Source organism: Limnohabitans sp. MORI2, from assembly GCF_027925025.1.
Classification (GTDB): Bacteria; Pseudomonadota; Gammaproteobacteria; order Burkholderiales; family Burkholderiaceae_C; genus Limnohabitans.
Map to the genome: position 1 here is coordinate 2,457,729 of NZ_AP027058.1, position 17,801 is coordinate 2,475,529.

At 54.4% G+C, this 17,801-nt stretch carries 17 protein-coding genes; 2 read left to right on the forward strand and 15 right to left on the reverse strand.

Annotation, left to right across the window (positions count from 1 at the left end; genetic code table 11):
* Positions 1-57 precede the first annotated feature (57 nt).
* From QMG27_RS11770 to QMG27_RS11795, 6 genes are all read right to left on the reverse strand, one after another.
* Complete coding sequence (locus QMG27_RS11770) at positions 58-858, reverse strand: uracil-DNA glycosylase (protein WP_281811532.1); 801 nt, start codon at positions 856-858, stop codon at positions 58-60.
* Positions 859-864: 6 nt separating this feature from the next.
* The gene (gene trpC / locus QMG27_RS11775; protein WP_281811534.1) at positions 865-1,656 is read right to left on the reverse strand and encodes an indole-3-glycerol phosphate synthase TrpC; all 792 of its coding nucleotides are present in this window, start codon (positions 1,654-1,656) and stop codon (positions 865-867) included.
* 26 nt (positions 1,657-1,682) lie between these two features.
* Positions 1,683-2,732 carry an anthranilate phosphoribosyltransferase gene (gene trpD / locus QMG27_RS11780; protein ID WP_281811536.1) on the reverse strand — a complete coding sequence of 350 codons (1,050 nt, stop codon included), beginning with the start codon at positions 2,730-2,732 and terminating at the stop codon, positions 1,683-1,685.
* Positions 2,733-2,741: 9 nt separating this feature from the next.
* Entirely contained in the window at positions 2,742-3,311 is a 570-nt protein-coding gene (locus QMG27_RS11785; protein ID WP_281811539.1) for an aminodeoxychorismate/anthranilate synthase component II, read from the reverse strand.
* Complete coding sequence (gene trpE / locus QMG27_RS11790) at positions 3,308-4,819, reverse strand: anthranilate synthase component I (protein WP_281811541.1); 1,512 nt, start codon at positions 4,817-4,819, stop codon at positions 3,308-3,310. Before trpE ends, QMG27_RS11785 begins: the two co-directional genes overlap by 4 nt.
* Before the next feature lie 215 nt (positions 4,820-5,034).
* Positions 5,035-5,757, reverse strand: a complete 723-nt coding sequence (locus QMG27_RS11795; RefSeq protein ID WP_281811543.1) for a phosphoglycolate phosphatase — start codon at positions 5,755-5,757, stop codon at positions 5,035-5,037.
* Between the two features lie 80 nt (positions 5,758-5,837).
* Between QMG27_RS11795 and QMG27_RS11800 the strand changes: the two genes are divergently transcribed.
* Positions 5,838-6,614 carry a hypothetical protein gene (locus QMG27_RS11800; protein ID WP_281811545.1) on the forward strand — a complete coding sequence of 259 codons (777 nt, stop codon included), beginning with the start codon at positions 5,838-5,840 and terminating at the stop codon, positions 6,612-6,614.
* A 6-nt stretch (positions 6,615-6,620) separates the two neighbouring features.
* On the opposite strand, the gene QMG27_RS11805 is transcribed toward QMG27_RS11800, so the two are convergent.
* The 5 genes from QMG27_RS11805 to pedF form a co-directional block, all read right to left on the reverse strand.
* Entirely contained in the window at positions 6,621-8,057 is a 1,437-nt protein-coding gene (locus QMG27_RS11805; protein ID WP_281811547.1) for an NAD(P)(+) transhydrogenase (Re/Si-specific) subunit beta, read from the reverse strand.
* Positions 8,054-8,374 carry an NAD(P) transhydrogenase subunit alpha gene (locus tag QMG27_RS11810; RefSeq protein WP_281811549.1) on the reverse strand — a complete coding sequence of 107 codons (321 nt, stop codon included), beginning with the start codon at positions 8,372-8,374 and terminating at the stop codon, positions 8,054-8,056. Before QMG27_RS11810 ends, QMG27_RS11805 begins: the two co-directional genes overlap by 4 nt.
* Positions 8,375-8,393: 19 nt before the next feature.
* Entirely contained in the window at positions 8,394-9,524 is a 1,131-nt protein-coding gene (locus QMG27_RS11815) for a Re/Si-specific NAD(P)(+) transhydrogenase subunit alpha (protein ID WP_281814648.1), read from the reverse strand.
* A gap of 87 nt (positions 9,525-9,611) precedes the next feature.
* Positions 9,612-10,487 (reverse strand): transporter substrate-binding domain-containing protein, encoded by an 876-nt coding sequence (locus QMG27_RS11820; protein ID WP_281811551.1) that lies wholly within the window; start codon positions 10,485-10,487, stop codon positions 9,612-9,614.
* Positions 10,488-10,496: 9 nt separating this feature from the next.
* Positions 10,497-10,931, reverse strand: a complete 435-nt coding sequence (pedF, locus tag QMG27_RS11825; protein WP_281814651.1) for a cytochrome c-550 PedF — start codon at positions 10,929-10,931, stop codon at positions 10,497-10,499.
* A gap of 262 nt (positions 10,932-11,193) precedes the next feature.
* Here pedF and QMG27_RS11830 point away from each other — a divergent pair, with 262 nt between their 5' ends.
* Positions 11,194-13,227: a sigma-54-dependent Fis family transcriptional regulator gene (locus tag QMG27_RS11830; RefSeq protein WP_281811553.1), complete on the forward strand. Its 2,034-nt coding sequence runs from the start codon at positions 11,194-11,196 to the stop codon at positions 13,225-13,227.
* Between the two features lie 4 nt (positions 13,228-13,231).
* On the opposite strand, the gene QMG27_RS11835 is transcribed toward QMG27_RS11830, so the two are convergent.
* The 4 genes from QMG27_RS11835 to QMG27_RS11850 all read right to left on the reverse strand — a co-directional run bounded on the left by QMG27_RS11835 (position 13,232) and on the right by QMG27_RS11850 (position 17,599).
* Positions 13,232-13,615 carry a DUF779 domain-containing protein gene (locus tag QMG27_RS11835; RefSeq protein WP_281811555.1) on the reverse strand — a complete coding sequence of 128 codons (384 nt, stop codon included), beginning with the start codon at positions 13,613-13,615 and terminating at the stop codon, positions 13,232-13,234.
* 73 nt (positions 13,616-13,688) lie between these two features.
* Complete coding sequence (gene adh / locus QMG27_RS11840) at positions 13,689-15,209, reverse strand: aldehyde dehydrogenase (RefSeq protein WP_281811557.1); 1,521 nt, start codon at positions 15,207-15,209, stop codon at positions 13,689-13,691.
* A gap of 288 nt (positions 15,210-15,497) precedes the next feature.
* Positions 15,498-15,830 carry a c-type cytochrome gene (locus QMG27_RS11845; RefSeq protein ID WP_281811559.1) on the reverse strand — a complete coding sequence of 111 codons (333 nt, stop codon included), beginning with the start codon at positions 15,828-15,830 and terminating at the stop codon, positions 15,498-15,500.
* A gap of 80 nt (positions 15,831-15,910) precedes the next feature.
* Entirely contained in the window at positions 15,911-17,599 is a 1,689-nt protein-coding gene (locus tag QMG27_RS11850; protein WP_281811561.1) for a PQQ-dependent methanol/ethanol family dehydrogenase, read from the reverse strand.
* Positions 17,600-17,801 lie beyond the last annotated feature (202 nt).

A 17,801-nucleotide genomic window follows, 5' to 3' on the forward strand; every position in this document is an offset into this window, starting at 1 on the left:
GAATCGCGAACTATAGCAGAGTTTTAGGGTATTCGCGAGTTTTTGGAGCCAAATGACTCACAAATTCCAATCCAAACTCAGATTTCTTTGCGCCAGCCAGGCTTTGGCTTGCGAAAAATGACCGCAACCAATGAATGGCTGCGGCGGCCGCAAGGCCGACAAAGGCGAGGGATGGTTGGCTTTGAGCACCAAAGCCTCACGCGGAACCGAGCTGCCATCTCTTAGCCCCACAAAGGTCGCGGCCTGCGCAGTTGTTTCACGCGCAATCAATTCGGCCTTGGCCTGCGCATGTCCACCCCAAAGCATGTAAATACAAGCAGGAACGGTACGTGCCACTTCGGCCAACAAAGCATCCGTCAACTGTTCCCAACCGCGCTTGGCATGGCTCGCAGGCAGCCCGTCTTCCACCGTCAAGCTGGTGTTAAGCAACAACACGCCACGCTTAGCCCAAGCCTCTAACGAGCCGTGACTCGGCGTCGACTGACCCAGATCACGTTGCAGCTCCTTGAATATATTGCGCAGCGAAGGGGGAATCTTGACGCCGGGCGCTACGGAGAACGACAAGCCCTGCGCTTGATGCGGCCCGTGATACGGGTCTTGACCCAAGATCACCACCCTCACTTGCGACAAGGGCGTGAGCTGCAACGCCCACAACGGATGTTTGGGATAAACCACCGCGCCAGCATCTAAACGCGATTGAACAAAGCTCGCCAATGACACGCCTTGCGCACTGCGCCAAAACGCGTCAAGCGCAGGCTGCCAATCAGGCTGCGTGGGCCAGTCAGCTGGCGACCATTGGGTCAGGCGCGGCACTTGCGCATCAATCGGCGCACCGTCGCCAAACAAATCCGCCGTCATGCGAGATTAAGCAGCAAACAACTCAGCCAATGCCACGCCGGGGTCGGGCGCACGCATGAACGCCTCGCCGACCAAGAACGCATGCACATTCACATCGCGCATTTTTTGAACATCGCTGCGTTGCAAGATACCGCTCTCGGTGATCAGCAAACGATCGGCCGGCACATCCTTGAGCATACCGATCGTGGTGTCGAGCGACACCTCAAAGGTGCGCAAGTTGCGATTGTTGATGCCCACCAAGGGGGTCTTGAGTTTGAGCGCACGCTGCAACTCTTGCGCGTCATGCACTTCCACCAGCACAGCCATGTCGAGGCTGCGCGCCACTGCTTCCATCTCCGCCATTTGCGCATCGGTCAAACATGCGGCAATCAGCAAGATGCAGTCAGCGCCCATCACGCGCGCTTCGTACACCTGGTACGGATCGACCATGAAGTCTTTACGCAGTACGGGCAAGTCGCATGACGCACGGGCCTGCTTGAGGTAATCCACCTGACCTTGGAAAAAGTCTCTGTCGGTCAACACAGACAAACATGCCGCACCATGCTCGGCATAGCTTTGCGCAATGTCGGCGGGAATGAAGTCTTCGCGAATCACGCCTTTGGAAGGGCTGGCCTTTTTGATTTCAGCAATCACAGCAGGCAAGCCCGCCGCAATCTTGGCGCGCAACGCACCCACAAAGTCGCGTGTGAGCACACGACTTTCAGCATCCATGCGCATGGCCGCCAATGATTTGCGCTGCAAGGCCGCAGCCACCTCTTGGTGTTTGACCGCAACGATTTTGTTCAGAATGTCTGACATGGGTTTCTTTCTTGCGCCAAGCGCGTTTATGCAGCAGTCAGCTGATGCGCAACAGTAACCAGTTGGTCAAGCTTGGCCTTGGCTGCACCAGAGGCCAGCGCCTCCCGCGCTCGCGCAATACCAGCCTCAATGCTGTCAACCACATTGGCAGCATACAAAGCCACGCCCGCATTGAGCACCACGATGTCGCGTGCGGGGCCGGCTTGGTTATCCAACACGCCCAGCAACATGGCGCGTGATTGCTCGGGGGTTTCCACGCGCAAAGCGCGGTTGCTGCTCATGGCGAAGCCAAAGTCTTCAGGGTGAATTTCGTACTCGCGCACTTGGCCGTTTTTGAGTTCGCCCACCAACGTCGACGCACCCAAAGACACCTCATCTAAACCATCACGACCATAGACGACCAAGGCATGCTCAGCACCTAAGCGCTCTAACGCACGCACTTGAATACCCACCAAATCAGGATGGAACACGCCCATCAAGATGTTGGGCGCGCCAGCAGGGTTGGTGAGCGGCCCCAAGATGTTGAAGATGGTGCGCACACCTAACTCTTTGCGAACTGGCGCCACGTTCTTCATCGCGGGATGATGGTTGGGCGCAAACATGAACCCAATGCCCACATCCGCAATGCACTTGGCAATTTGCGCGGGCGGCAAGTTGATGTTGACGCCTAAGCTTTCCAACACATCGGCGCTGCCGCTTTTGCTGCTCACACTGCGACCACCGTGCTTGCTGACTTTGCCACCCGCAGCAGCCACGACAAACATCGAGCATGTGGAAATATTGAACGTGTGCGAACCGTCGCCACCTGTGCCGACGATGTCCACCATGTGCGTGCGGTCAGGCACATCCACCTTGGTGGAGAACTCGCGCATCACTTGCGCAGCTGCTGTAATTTCGCCAATGGTTTCTTTCTTCACGCGCAGGGCGGCGATGAAAGCCGACATCAACACCGGCGACATTTCACCTGACATGATGAGGCGCATGATGTGCAGCATCTCGTCGTGAAAAATCTCGCGGTGTTCAATGACACGTTGCAATGCCTCTTGCGGCGTGATGGCATGGATGGTGGTTGTCATGGCCCGCCTTTACAGAAAGTTTTTCAGCATGGCATGGCCATGCTCAGTGAGGATGGATTCTGGGTGAAACTGCACACCTTGAATATCTAGCTCGGTGTGGCGCACGCCCATGATTTCGCCGTCATCTGTCCATGCCGTGACTTTCAGGCACGAAGGACATGAGGCACGCTCAATCGCGAGCGAGTGGTAGCGGTTGACTGTGAACTTCTCAGGCAGGCCAGCAAACACACCTTCTTGGGTGGTAGTGATGACACTGGTCTTGCCGTGCATCAGCTCTTGCGCACGAATGATCTTTCCGCCAAACGCTGCGCCAATGCTTTGATGCCCCAAGCACACGCCCAAGATGGGCAGCTTGCCCGCAAAGTGCTGGATGGCTGACACCGAGATACCGGCCTCAGCAGGCGAGCAAGGACCAGGCGAAATCACCAAACGATCCGGCTTGCGTGCAGCAATGCCTTCCAACGTGATTTCGTCGTTGCGAAACACCTCGACCTCTGTACCCAACTCGCCAAAGTATTGAACGATGTTGAAGGTGAAGCTGTCATAGTTGTCCACCATGAGGAGTTTGATCTTGCTCATTCCATACCCTCCTCAACCAACTCGCTGGCACGCAACAAGGCGCGTGCTTTGTGTTCTGTTTCTCGCCACTCCAACTCGGGCACCGAGTCAGCCACCACGCCAGCTGCAGCTTGCACATAGAGCGTGTCGTTTTTGATGATGCCTGTGCGAATGGCAATCGCGACGTCCATGTCACCGGCAAAGCTCAGGTAACCGCAAGCGCCGCCGTACAAACCGCGCTTGGTGGGTTCGAGTTGGTCAATCAATTCCATCGCATGCACCTTGGGGGCACCTGTCAGCGTACCGGCTGGGAATGTGGCTTTGAGCACGTCCATGCTGGTGAGCGGTTGACCGTTCGCATCGTCAAGCAACAAGCCTTCCACATTGCTCACGATGTGCATCACATGGCTGTAACGCTCCACCACAAACGCCTCAGTCACTTTGACGCTGCCGGTTTTGGCAATGCGGCCAATGTCGTTGCGTGCGAGGTCAATCAGCATCACATGCTCGGCACGCTCTTTGGGGTCGTTGATGAGCTCGACCTCTGCCGCCTTGTCGGCCTCAGGCGTTGCACCACGTGGGCGCGTGCCAGCCAAGGGGCGAATGGTGACTTTTTGCCCTTCGGGTGTGGACTCTTGACGCACCAAGATCTCGGGCGATGCGCCCACCACATAGGCGTCACCAAGGTTGTAGTAATACATGTAGGGGCTGGGGTTCAACGAACGCAGCGCACGGTACAGCGACAGCGGGCTGGCCGTGAATTTTTTGTGAATGCGCTGACCCACTTGCACTTGCATGAAGTCACCCGCAGCGATCAAGTCTTTGGCGCGATGCACAGCAGCCAAGTAATCGTCTTTCGCAAAGCTGCGCTCCGCGGGATGGCTCGCACATGGCGCAATCGATGGTGCTTGTGCCGGTGCTTTCAAACGCAGCTTGAGCTCTGCCAAACGCGCATGAGCCTTCGCATACGCATCGGGCTGCGCAGGATCTGCGTACACGATGAGCGAGAGCTTGCCTGAGAGGTTATCAATCACTGCCAACTCTTCGGTTTGCAGCAGCAAGATATCGGGCATGCCCAAGTCATCCGGCGGGCATGAATGGGCCAATTTCTTTTCGATATGGCGCACCGTGTCGTAGCCAAAGTAGCCAGCCAAGCCTCCACAAAAACGCGGCAAACCTTGACGCAACGCTACTTTGAAACGCTTTTGGTAATCAGCCACAAAGTCGAGTGGGTTGCCTGCGTGGGTTTCAACCACCACGCCATCGGTCACTACTTCGGTCTTGGCCGCTTCGCCAAAACCACTGGCACGTAGCAACGTGCGAGCGGGCAAACCAATAAAGCTGTAGCGTCCAAAACGCTCGCCGCCCACCACAGACTCCAGCAAGAAGCTGCGCTCGCCATTGTTTTGCACATGCGCGAGCTTGAGATACAGGGACAGTGGGGTTTCTAAATCGGCAAACGCCTCCGCCACCAAGGGGATGCGGTTGTAGCCCTCTTGGGCCAATTGTTTGAATTCGGTTTCAGTCATCGTGAGCCTCCACAGCTCGGGGCCCCATTTCGGTTGGGGCGTTCATTCGGACAAGTGCTGATCAACTAAGAGCATCAGCGCGGGCACGGCATCAGAGAGCTGAGCGTGCTTTTAAACAAGCGCAGTCGTTGGCGTACGCCAGGGCCAAGCTCCCCGGTCGTGACAACCTGTGACTGTGTTGCGATGAATGAACATGACTGCAGTTTAGCAAAGGCTCAAGCTTGGCCCGTCAAGGCCTGCCTAATCTGGGTCAAGGCATCCACACGGGCATCGGCATCCACGCCATCCACGGGCTCGCCGTGGTTGTACCCATAGCGCACCAAAACCACGGGGCACCCCGCTGCGCGCGCGGCTTGGGCATCGTTGCTCGAGTCGCCCACCATCAACGCTTGACCCGGTTGTACGCCCAAAACTTCGCAGGTTTTGAGCAACGGCAATGGATCTGGCTTCTTGCGTTCAAAGCTGTCGCCACCAAACACATGGCTGAAGAAATGACCCAGCCCTTTGGCTTGCAGCAAAGGCTTGGCAAACGACAACGGTTTGTTGGTCAAACACGCAAGTTGCAAACCCGCATCGCGCATCTGTTGCAAGCCGTCGACCACCCCGGCGTACACCGTCGCGAATTCGCCATTGATGGCCAAGTAGTGATGTTGGTAACGCTGCCAAGCCGCCTCATACAAATGCTCTGCATTACGCGCTTCGCACACATTGGCTAGGCCTTTCACTTCAGGCAATGCCAACTGGTGCGCCAGCACCGAACGAATCAAATGCTCAGAACCTTTACCAACGGTGCGCTCAACCAATACACGGTTGAGTAACGGCAAATCAAGGTCAGTCAGCATGCGATTGAGCGCAACCTCAAAGTCACCTAAGGTGTCGATCATGGTGCCATCGAGATCAACCATGACCGCTTTTAACTGTTGCTCTTGAAAGTACATGCGCGAAATAACCAACGTGAAAGGCGCTAATTTTAAAGATTCAAAGACAATACAAACTCAACCGAACCTTTCTGCAAACCATGTCCTTGTTCACACATCCACACCCATACCGATCAGCTTGGCTGTTATCGGCTGCTGTGCTGTGTGTCACATGCGCCCATGCCGCGCCATACGAGCTACGCGTTTATTCGGATGACATCCCAAAAGCGGGAGAGCCTGAGCTTGAGGTGATTGCAAGCACAGCGCGACCGAAAGCCACCACGGATGGCCTGCCCAATCGCGTATCACAAATGCTGCTGGAATATGGCTACGGCCTAGGCAACGGCTGGACGGTTGGACTTGAGCTTCCCATGTCACATGCCGATGGCCACAACAAACTCAACGGACTCAAAGTGGAAGCGCAGTACGTGACCAAACACGATGCACACCGAGGCATGTATTGGGGCGTGCGTGGTGATGTGGGTTACACCTCTAGCCCCTACGAATCACAAGGGGGCAACAGTGCAGACATCAACCCCATCTTGGGTTATCGCTGGTCTCAATGGCACGTTGTGGTCAACCCCTCAATTGAAATTCCCATCAGCGGCCCCAATAAGCAAACCCAATTTCAGCCATCTGCCAAACTCGCTCGCGCGACCTCAGGCACCACACAGCTCGGGGTCGAGTACTTCAGCGGATGGGGTGTGCTATCAGCCCTGCGCCCACAAAGAGAACGCGACGAAATGCTGTACGCCGTTTGGGATGAAAAGCTCGCCCACAGTCGATGGAACTTAGGGCTGGGCAAGCCCATTCATCCATCGGGGGGCAGTGTGGATAAATGGGTATTGAAAATCGGCGTGAACTTAGACTTGGACTGAGCCTAATCAGTCCACCGCCTTGACCATGTCTTCGACGACTTTCTTGGCATCGCCAAAGACCATCATGGTTTTATCCATATAGAAGAGCTCGTTGTCCAGGCCCGCGTAGCCAGAGGCCATGCTTCGCTTGTTCACGATCACGGTCTTGGCCTTGTAGGCCTCCAAGATGGGCATGCCGTAGATAGGGCTGCCTTTTTCCAACGCGGCGGGGTTGACCACGTCGTTGGCACCCAAGACGATGGCCACGTCGACTTGACCAAATTCGCCGTTGATGTCTTCCATTTCAAACACTTGGTCGTAGGGCACTTCGGCTTCGGCCAACAACACGTTCATGTGGCCAGGCATACGGCCCGCCACGGGGTGGATGGCGTACTTGACGGTGATGCCTTTGTGCATGAGCTTTTCAGCCAGTTCGTTCACCGCATGCTGCGCACGCGCCACGGCCAAGCCGTAGCCAGGCACGATGACCACAGTCTCGGCGTTGGCCAAGATGTAGGCCGCGTCGTCGGCACTGCCGCTCTTGACGGGGCGTTGCTCTTGACTACCGCCCGTGGCTGCACCGGCCTCTGCACCAAAGCCACCCAAGATGACGCTGAAGAACGAGCGGTTCATGGCCTTGCACATGATGTAACTCAGAATCGCGCCCGAGCTACCCACCAACGAGCCTGCAATGATGAGCATGCTGTTGTTGAGCGAGAAACCGATGCCTGCTGCGGCCCAGCCCGAATAGCTGTTGAGCATGGACACGACCACGGGCATGTCTGCGCCGCCAATAGGGATGATGATCAGCACACCTAGCACAAACGAGAGCGCGAGCATGGTGTAGAACGCGTTCCAGTCTTGGGTGAACATGAACATCACACCAAAGCCCACAGTGGCCAAACCCATCACAAGGTTGAGCAAGTGTTGACCAGGAAAAGTGACGGGGGCACCTTGGAACAAACGGAATTTGTATTTGCCAGAGAGCTTGCCAAACGCGATGACCGAGCCGCTGAAGGTGATGGCGCCGATGGCCGCACCCAAGAACAGCTCGAGGCGGTTACCCACAGGTATGGGGTCGCCCTTGGCTACGATGTTGAAGGCATAAGGCTCGGCTACCACAGCCACCGCAATGAACACCGCAGCCAAACCAATCATGCTGTGCATGAAGGCCACCAGCTCGGGCATCTTGGTCATTTCCACACGAGCGGCCATGATCGCGCCTGCACCGCCACCAATGACGAGACCCACTAAGACCCAGCCCAAGCCGAGCGCGCCGCCGCTCAACTTGGCAATGAGGGCTGCCGTGGTGAGCACGGCAATGGTCATGCCGGTCATGCCAAACACGTTGCCGCGAATGGAAGTGGTGGGGTGGCTCAAGCCTTTGAGTGCTTGAATGAAACAAATGCTGGCCACCAAGTACAACAAGGTGACAAGGTTCATAGAGACGAAGTCGAAACTCATGCTTGGTCTCCAGATGTTTTAGCGGGCTTGTCTTTTTTCTTGAACATTTCCAGCATGCGGCGGGTGACCATGAAGCCACCAAACACATTGACCGCAGCCAAGGCCACAGCCAACACGCCCATGGTTTTACCCAGCGTGGTTTCGGTCATGGCCGCAGCGAGCATGGCGCCCACAATGACGATGGCAGACACCGCGTTGGTCACGGCCATGAGGGGCGTGTGCAAGGCTGGGGTGACGTTCCACACCACGTGATAGCCCACATAAATGGCCAGCACAAAGATGATGAGGTTGACGAGGGTGGGGGATACAGCGTCCATGTGTGTGTTCCTCGTGAATTTAAGCGCGGGTCACTTGGCCGTCACGGGTGACGAGGCAAGCGGCCACGATGTCGTCTTCTAAGTTCAGGTGCAAGCCCTTGTCTTTGTCGACGATGAGTTTTAAGAAGTCCAACACGTTGCGGGCGTACAAAGCGCTCGCGTCGGCGGCCACCAAGGCGGGCAGGTTGGTCTCACCCACCAAGGTCACGCCATGCTTGATGACGGTTTTGCCGGCTTCGGTCAGCGGGCAGTTGCCGTCGGTGCCGTGCGGGCCTTTGCCTGCGGCAATGTCCACAATCACCGAGCCAGGCTTCATGGCTTTGACCATCTCTTCGGTCACCAACACAGGGGCGGCACGGCCGGGAATGAGCGCGGTGGTGATGACCACATCGGCTTGCGCCACACGCTTGGCCACTTCCACCTTTTGACGGTCCAGCCAGCTTTGGGGCATGGGGCGGGCATAGCCGCCTACGCCTTCGGCGCAGTCGCGCTCTTCTTGGGTTTCAAACGGCACGTCGATGAACTTGGCACCGAGGGACTCGATTTGCTCTTTCACGGCAGGGCGCACGTCGGTGGCTTCAATCACCGCGCCCATGCGCTTGGCGGTGGCAATGGCTTGCAAGCCCGCCACGCCCACGCCGAGGATGACCACGCGCGCGGCCTTGACCGTGCCCGCTGCCGTCATGAGCATGGGGAAGAAGCGTTGGTATTTGTCAGCGGCCAGCATGACGGCTTTGTAGCCCGCGATGTTGGCTTGGCTCGAGAGCACGTCCATGCTTTGCGCACGGGTGGTGCGCGGCGCCGCTTCCAATGCAAAGCCTGTGGCACCCGCTGCGGCCAGGCGCTCTAAGCCTTCGCGGTTGAAGGGCTCCAACATACCCACCACCGTACTGCCTGCTTTGATCAACGATGTCTCTGCGGCTTCAGGCGCGCGAACTTTCAAAACCAAGTCGCTAGCCCATGCTTGTTCAGCATTAACCAGCTGAACACCCACTGCTGCATAGGCTTCATCTGGCACGCTCGCAGCGACACCCGCACCCGCTTGAATGCGCAATGCATGACCTTGAGCAATTAGCTTTTTTGCTGTTTCAGGCGTGAGCGCTACGCGCGTCTCCCCTGCTGCAGTCTCGGCGGGAACGCCGATGACCAGCGATTTTTGATTTTCCATGGACAAAACCTAATGAGACGACTGATCATTAAATCAGTCATTACTTATGAAAGAGTCTGTAGTATGACCTTAAGGTGCGGCCAAGGTCAATCCGTGTGACTGATAGATCTTGAGCAATTCACCGTTTTGGCGCAAGGCGTTCAATGCAGCATCCAACGCCGTGGCGAGCTCTTTGTTGTCGGCTTTGACAGCCAACCCCAAAGGCCATCCCGCCGGCATCACGCCCGGCAATGCGACCGAAGACAACACCCAACGCCCCTGCCCAGAAGCCGCATGAACAGCGGCTTCTGCTTGTGCACGACTCACATACGCAGCATCAAATTGACCGGTAATTACGGCCTTTGCCGCGTCCACACCATCTTTAAAAATAGAAATTTTGTCGCGCAACAAACCACCTCGATAACCCATCAAAGCACTGGCCGCACCACTGCCTTTTTCTACAGCTATCGTTTTCCCTTGGAGATCCTCTGGATTCTCAACTCGAGGCAACTTGGTGGGACTGTGCAGCACAACCAAATGTTCTCGCACATACGCACCAAAAATCAGCACTTGCTTGTTTTCGTTCATCAAATAGCGATCCACCGGCACATGAATCATCACATCGGCAGGGCCATACCCCAAGTAATGACCTTTCCAAACCATGTTGCGCAAATCGTCATTCATGTTCTCGCCTGCGTCAAAAGGCAACAGTGCGAGCTGAAGTTGGAGTTGAGTCGCTAAGGCTTTGGCAAGTGCAACATCCACACCCTGAATGTCCGCCACCGGTCCGCCAGAATAAGGCGCGTTGTCTTTATAGATAGCCACCTTCAGCACACCTCGTGCTTTGATCTTTTCCATGGCACTCAACTCTTGTGCATTACCAAGAGCGTGCGTGCCCAAGAGCAAAGGCGCCAGGGCCAAGACTTGACGGCGCGATGCGCCTAGGTTTTTTGTGGTGACTTGCAAAACAGCTCCTTAACGCTCACGACGTGTTTCTAAATAGGTCTTGATGGACCAAATCGCCTCTTGCGACAAGGTGCCTTCAAATGGCGGCATATACACACGTCCATCCCGCGCGCGACCACGGCGCACGGTGGCAACGAAATACTCATTGATCTCTTGATAGCAAGCATTTTTCTTGGCTTGGTCTGCCAAATCGGCGCAATCGTTGTCGATCTTTCGCAGGTCTGGCGAGATGCCACCAGAGATCGCCTCAAGGCCGTGACAGCGCGCGCAATTTTGGTTGTAGGCCGATGTACCAATTCGCAACGCTTCTTTGTTTGCCGCACCTTTGGAATAGGGGTTGTCGTCCAGCCATTTCGCGCCTAACTGGGGCAATGTGGAGGTATCTACCGATTGAGGCACAACATCGCCGTGCGCAAAGCTGGCTTGTGCGAAACACCCAGCCATCAAGGCAACACAAAGAGCAATGAATGGGCGATGAAATTGTTGGCGTGTGATTGACATGACTTGCATAACCTCAATTTTGAAAAGTGAACGATACGTCTTGAACTAGCAATTAGCAAGCCACTGAAATTGGCATCTGAGTGTGCCAATTTGGAACAATATTTTGAGGCCAACTAGGGAAAGAACTATCTCCTAAGTGACTCATGCAAACAGAAAATATTCAAACCGAACACTGATTTGCAGTTAATACCAGACGGACCCCTAAATGATGAATGCCAACCCACCATCAGCCCGCGGCGTGATGAGCGCCCACTCCCAAGGTGCGGAATACAACAGCCCTGAACACGCGGCCATCATTGCCTCTTCGCAAGAGCGCTCTCGTGGTTTTGGCCTTACATCAGCCAATGCACCCGACTACAGCGGCACTTCTACACACGCTGTGAATGCGCTGCTCGAGGAAAATCATTTTTTGTTCCAACATGCAGCACCCGTGATGGAAACGCTGTATCAGCAAATTGCCAACACACACAGCATGGTGCTGCTCACCACACGCACGGGCACTATTCTTCACTCATTGGGTGACACCGATTTCCTGGAAAAAGCATCGCAAATCGCGCTGGCACCGGGCGTCGATTGGTCCGAAAAAAGCAAAGGCACCAACGCGATTGGTACAGCGCTGGCAGAGGGTCAAGCATTGGTCGTCCACGGAAGCCAACATTACCTCCAAGCCAATCAATTTTTAACCTGCTCCTGTACCCCCATCCTTGACCCGCATGGCGATGTCATTGGCGCACTTGATGTCACGGGCGACTACCGCAGTTACCACCAACATACCATGGCACTGGCCCGCATGTCCGCTCAAATGATTGAGAACCACATGTTCGCCGATGTGTTCCCGACGGAAGTTCGCATTCATTTTCACGCGCGCCCCGAATTCATCGGCACCATCGTCGAAGGCATTGCGGTCTTCACGACCGATGGGCGCTTTTTGTCAGCCAATCGAAGCGCACAGTTTCAATTTGGCATGTCCACCAATTCACTGCGCGCTCATACTTTTTCATCCTTATTTGGCATTGGGATCTCTCAATTTTTTGACCAAGCGCGCAGTGCCAACGGTCAATATTTCCGATTGTGTTTGCATGATGGGGTGAGCGTGTGCTGCAAGAGCGAGCTTAAATTCAACACGCCAACCTCTCACTTATCGCACCACACAACTTCCTTGCACGCCACAACTGCGCCTTATAAAAAGCGCAAAGACGACAAAATCCCACTTTCTAGTTTGCGTTACTTAGACACTGGGGATCCTCAAGTTGCGTCTGTGATTCAAAAACTGCGCATCATTCAAGGCCGAGATATCCCCATCATGATCCTGGGTGAAACTGGCACTGGCAAAGACTTGCTGGCCCAAGCCATTCACAACGACTCCACGCGCAGCCATAAAAATTTTGTATCGGTTAACTGCGCCTCGATTCCAGAGAACCTGATCGAGTCCGAGCTGTTTGGCTATGAAGAAGGCGCCTTTACGGGCGCAAAACGCAAAGGCTCCACTGGCAAAATTTTATTTGCCAATGAAGGCACCTTATTTCTAGATGAAATTGGTGACATGCCCTTGCATTTGCAAGCACGTCTATTGCGCGTACTGCAAGAACGCAAGGTCAATCCATTGGGCTCGGGTCGTGAAGTTGACGTTGACATCACCATCATTTGCGCCACGAACAAAAATCTAAAGGAAATGATTGCCAATGGCACATTCCGCGAAGACTTGTACTATCGACTGAACGGCTTGGTCGTCAAACTCCCCGCCTTGCGCGAGCGCAAAGACTTAGAAGTCGTCGCCAAAAAGATTTTGGCTAGCGTCTGCCCGGCTGAAAAATCCATTGGTATCGCAGCAGACGTGATGGATGTATTTCACCGCTACGCTTGGCCCGGCAACTTTCGCCAGCTCTACAACCTATTGCGAACCGCCGTGGTCATGGCCGAATGTGAAAACGACATTCAAATGCATCACCTGCCCGATGACTTTGTGTCTGAAATTCAAGATTTGGCACCCGTGTCCATCTGCGCTCAGACGGCGCAAACGCCGCTCCCACAAAGTGCGACGCAAGCCGCTCCCACATGGGCAAGCGACATGCGCACCCAGTCGCAAGCCATGAACCTTGAAAACGTGGCCATTGATGCGATTGCGCAAGCACTGCGCAGCTGCAAAGGCAACGTGTCTGCCGCTGCCAAATTGCTCGGCGTGTCACGCAACACCATTTATCGCAAAAAGCATTTGCTGCCAGAAGATGTCTTGAGCTAAGCCATCAAGGCTTTGCTTCAACCCGAGCTTCCTCTGCATTCAACTCATCCAGTTCGGCTTGCGTGAAGACGCGCGACCGTGTGTGAAAAGCTTTACCCTCAGGCCCTTCGAGCGAGAAAGTGCCTCCCGTGCCTTCGATCACATCGATGATCAGCTGCGTATGCTTCCAGTACTGGTATTGATTGCGCCCGATGTAAAACTCGCAATCACCAATCTTCCCCAGCAGCACATCACCAGCGCCCATCGTGATCTCGCCAGGCAAATAACAATTGGCAGCACTGTTGTCGCAACAGCCCCCTGACTGATGGAACATCAACGTGCCATGTTTTTTCTTTAGCAACTCAACCAGCTCCAGCGCTGCGGGCGTGGCCACCACTTTGTCAACCATGTCTTGCTCCTCTACAAAAAAGCGCGTGGCAATTGCTCACCACGCGCAACCAGAGACAAATCAGCGTTCCAATTTAGAAAAAGCCCAGCTTACTTTCGCTGTAGCTAACCAACAAGTTCTTGGTTTGTTGGTAATGGTCCAACATCATCTTGTGGGTTTCGCGGCCAATGCCTGACTCTTTGTAGCCACCGAATGCTGCGTGTGCAGGGTAAGCGTGGTAGCAATTGGTCCACACGCGACCGGCCTTGATGGCGCGGCCCATGCGGTAAGCCACGTTGCCGTTGCGGCTCCACACACCCGCACCCAAACCGTAGAGCGTGTCATTGGCAATGGCCAAGGCTTCGGCTTCGTCTTTGAATGTGGTCACAGCCAACACAGGGCCAAAGATTTCTTCTTGGAAGATGCGCATTTTGTTGTGACCTTTGAACAAGGTCGGCTGCACGTAGTAGCCCCCCTCCAAGTCGCCGCCCAAATGCGCTTGTCCGCCACCTGCCAATACTTCAGCACCTTCTTGCTTGCCTAAGTCGAGGTAGGACATGATCTTGGTGAGCTGTTCTTTTGACGCTTGCGCACCCATCATGCTGTCGGTATCCAGCGGGTTGGCGTGCTTGATCGCAGCCACACGTTTCAAAACGCGCTCCATGAACTTGTCGTAGATGCTTTCTTGGATCAACGCGCGTGATGGGCAGGTACACACCTCGCCTTGGTTGAACGCAAACAGCACCATGCCCTCAATGGCTTTATCGAGGAAGCCGTCGTCTTTGTCCATCACATCGGCAAAGAAGATATTGGGCGACTTACCACCCAATTCCAAGGTAGCAGGAATCAGGTTATTAGCTGCAGCTTGTGCAATCACGCGACCTGTGGTGGTCGAACCGGTGAAGGCAATCTTGGCAATGCGTGTGCTGGTGGCCAGGGGCATACCGGCTTCACGACCAAAACCGTTGACGATGTTCAACACGCCAGGTGGCAGCAAGTCAGCGATCAACTCCACCAAAATCAAAATGGAAATGGGGGTGGACTCAGCAGGCTTCAACACCACGCAGTTACCAGCGCCCAATGCGGGAGCGAGTTTCCATGCGGCCATCAAAATGGGAAAGTTCCAAGGAATGATCTGACCCACCACACCCAGAGGTTCGTGGATGTGATACGCCATGGTGTTTTCATCAATCTCGCTGATGCCGCCTTCTTGTGCGCGCAAAGCGCCAGCGAAATAACGGAAATGGTCGACGGTAAGTGGGATGTCCGCGTTCAAGGTTTCGCGAATGGCTTTGCCGTTGTCCACGGTCTCAGCGTAAGCCAACAATTCCAAATTGGCTTCAATGCGATCTGCAATCTTAAGCAAAATGTTGCTGCGTGTGGCTGCATCGGTTTTGCCCCATTTGTCTGCTGCAGCATGCGCTGCATCAAGTGCCAACTCGATGTCAGCAGCATCAGAGCGTGCAGCTTTGGTGTAAACCTTGCCAGTGATAGGCGTGATCACATCGAAGTACTGACCTTTGACTGGGGGTGTCCACTTGCCACCGATGAAGTTGTCGTAGTGGGCTTTGTATTGCACTTTGGCGCCAGCTGCACCAGGATTTGCATAAATCATTTCTATCTCCGTTGTTGAATCTTCAAACTCCCTGATTGGGTGTTTGCATTCAGCAAAAGCTGTTCCAGCTTTATTTCTTTACAGAGATCATTCGAAAAATATTCATGCTCAACAAATAGATGCGTTTTGTCACACTCTCATGCGTCAATGCGTGACACCTGTTACAAATTGTTACTTTATGTAATGAGTTTCATAGGGGATATCGCGAGTAAACATCCACAACAAGAAAAAACACCTCGCACGCTTTGAGCGTGCGAGGTGTTCATGGATGGGGGAATTGAATCTTGACTATTTAATCGTCAACACCCAACGTGCCAAGAGATTGATGTCGTCTTGACTCATCGTGCCATGTGAGGGCATCGGGATACGCCCCCACTTACCTTGCGAGCCGTTGCGAATGGATTGGGCAAGTGATGCTGCGGCATCTTTGTCGTCGCTGTATTTAGCTGCCACTTTTGAGTAAGCAGGCCCCACAATTTTTTCATCTAAGGCATGACAGCTTAAACAACCGTTGGACTTTGCCAGCTCCATGGCTGCTGCAGTTTCCTTGGCGCTGAGTGAGGGAGCAGCGAACGCCGCCTGAACAGTTGCCAACATCAATAGGAGTGTGATTTTCTTCATAAAGTTCGCCTTGATTTAAAAAGGGGTTTCAGAGGGCTTGCGCCTTCTAAAACCCCTTCTAGGATCAAAAAGTCAGCCGATTACTTGGGCAGCTTGAATGTCCAAACAGAACCACCTTGCTCGAGGAAGTTGACCTTCTTGGCCACTTCACCGCCCCACAGAGGCACAGCACCACCCCAACCGGAGACCACGCTCACGTATTGGTCAGCACCGTCGCTCCATGTGATGGGAGGAGCCACCACGCCAGAGCCTGTTTGGAATTGCCACAACACTTTGCCTGTTTTGGCATCAGCTGCTTTGAGGTAACCCTCAGGCGTACCCCAGAACACCAAATCACCAGCGGTGGTCAGCACACCACCCCACAAAGGCGCGTTGTTCTTGACTTCCCAAGCCACTTTGCCAGTCTTTGGATCGATGGCGCGCAAAGAGCCAATGTGGTCATCAAACAAGGGCTTCATCGTGAAGCCAGCGCCCAAGTAGGCGGCGCCTTTTTTGTAGCTGATTGGCTCGTTCCAAATGTCCATGCCCCATTCGTTGGTGGGCACATAGAACAGCTGAGACTTGGGGCTGTAAGCCATAGGCATTTGGTTTTTGCCGCCCAAGAAGCCAGGGGCTGCAAAAACCGAAGAACCCTTCTTGCCATCCGCACTTGCGGTTGGATCGCCAGGACGGTTTTCAGGCACAAACACAGGCCTGCCTGTTTTCAGATCGATGCTAGAAGCCCAAGTGACTTTCTTCACGAAGGGGAACGCATTGATCAGCTTACCGGTCTTGGCATCGTTCACATAGAAGAAGCCGTTACGGTCAGCCTTTGCACCCACGCGTTTGCCGTCCATATCAAAGGTCACAAACTCGTTCACGCCGTCAAAGTCCCACGCGTCGTTGGGCGTGTTTTGGTAGCTCCATGCGATCTTGCCGGTCTTGACATCAATCGCCACGGTAGACGATGAATACAAGTTGTCGCCTTTACGCACGTGGCTGTTCCATGGTCCAGGGTTGCCTGTACCGAAGTAAGCCAAGCCTGTGGACGCATCGTAAGAGCCACCCAACCAAGTGGATGCACCACCGGTTTTCCATGTCTCGCCTGGCCAAGTGGCGTTGGTGGTGCCACTGATGCCGTTTTCTTTGCCATCTTTGTAGCCCATGTGGCCTTCAACGGTTGGGCGTGACCAAACCAATTTACCGGTCTTAGGATCACGCGCATCGACACGCCCCACGACACCAAATTCACCACCAGACACACCGGTCAACAGTAAACCGTCGGCGATCAAAGGTGCAGCGGTGTAGCTGTAGCCTGCGGTGTAGTCGTCGATCTTTTCGCGCCACACCACTTTGCCTGTGTTTTGATCCAAGGCCACCAATTGAGCATCCAAGGTACCGAAGATCACCAAGTTGTCAAACAATGCAGCGCCGCGGTTAACCACGTCACAGCAAGGCATGATGCCTTCTGGCAGGCGGTGTTCGTATTTCCAAACCTTCTCACCGGTCTTCACATCAATCGCAAAAATGCGTGAATACGATGCTGTGACGAACATCTTGCCTTTGTAAACCAATGGCTGAGATTCTTGACCGCGTTGCTTTTCTCCACCGAATGACATGGACCATGCGGGAGCCAGCTTGCTGACGTTTTTGGTGTTGATGGTGGTCAAGGGTGAATAACGCTGCCCTTGTGTGCCCATACCCCAACTCAATACCGAATCGGTATCTGCGGCATCTTTAGCAATCATGGCATCCGTGACTTGCGCCGACACATGGGCGGTTGCAAGCATGACCAGCACGCTTAGAAGTTTTCTTTTCACAGCATATCTCCTGTATTTTTTCCAGTTAAAAATAAACGTCGCTTCCGTTTGTTTACTCGGTGCGGAAGAAGCAGCCCGTTGCAAGCTCACCCATCCGTACACATTTGATTTGCAATACACATGCCAACCCGCAACGCGAGGAACCCCATCATTACGCAAAGAGAAGCCATCG

What these genes read in the sequence shown, in the direction of transcription:
- QMG27_RS11770 (WP_281811532.1), bottom strand. Translation starts at nt 858, where the DNA reads ATGACGGCGGATTTGTTTGGCGACGGTGCGCCGATTGATGCGCAAGTG.
- trpC (WP_281811534.1), bottom strand. Translation starts at nt 1,656, where the DNA reads ATGTCAGACATTCTGAACAAAATCGTTGCGGTCAAACACCAAGAGGTG.
- trpD (WP_281811536.1), bottom strand. Translation starts at nt 2,732, where the DNA reads ATGACAACCACCATCCATGCCATCACGCCGCAAGAGGCATTGCAACGT.
- QMG27_RS11785 (WP_281811539.1), bottom strand. Translation starts at nt 3,311, where the DNA reads ATGAGCAAGATCAAACTCCTCATGGTGGACAACTATGACAGCTTCACC.
- trpE (WP_281811541.1), bottom strand. Translation starts at nt 4,819, where the DNA reads ATGACTGAAACCGAATTCAAACAATTGGCCCAAGAGGGCTACAACCGC.
- QMG27_RS11795 (WP_281811543.1), bottom strand. Translation starts at nt 5,757, where the DNA reads ATGTACTTTCAAGAGCAACAGTTAAAAGCGGTCATGGTTGATCTCGAT.
- QMG27_RS11800 (WP_281811545.1), top strand. Translation starts at nt 5,838, where the DNA reads ATGTCCTTGTTCACACATCCACACCCATACCGATCAGCTTGGCTGTTA.
- QMG27_RS11805 (WP_281811547.1), bottom strand. Translation starts at nt 8,057, where the DNA reads ATGAGTTTCGACTTCGTCTCTATGAACCTTGTCACCTTGTTGTACTTG.
- QMG27_RS11810 (WP_281811549.1), bottom strand. Translation starts at nt 8,374, where the DNA reads ATGGACGCTGTATCCCCCACCCTCGTCAACCTCATCATCTTTGTGCTG.
- pedF (WP_281814651.1), bottom strand. Translation starts at nt 10,931, where the DNA reads ATGGCTGGGTGTTTCGCACAAGCCAGCTTTGCGCACGGCGATGTTGTG.
- QMG27_RS11830 (WP_281811553.1), top strand. Translation starts at nt 11,194, where the DNA reads ATGATGAATGCCAACCCACCATCAGCCCGCGGCGTGATGAGCGCCCAC.
- QMG27_RS11835 (WP_281811555.1), bottom strand. Translation starts at nt 13,615, where the DNA reads ATGGTTGACAAAGTGGTGGCCACGCCCGCAGCGCTGGAGCTGGTTGAG.
- adh (WP_281811557.1), bottom strand. Translation starts at nt 15,209, where the DNA reads ATGATTTATGCAAATCCTGGTGCAGCTGGCGCCAAAGTGCAATACAAA.
- QMG27_RS11845 (WP_281811559.1), bottom strand. Translation starts at nt 15,830, where the DNA reads ATGAAGAAAATCACACTCCTATTGATGTTGGCAACTGTTCAGGCGGCG.
- QMG27_RS11850 (WP_281811561.1), bottom strand. Translation starts at nt 17,599, where the DNA reads ATGCTTGCAACCGCCCATGTGTCGGCGCAAGTCACGGATGCCATGATT.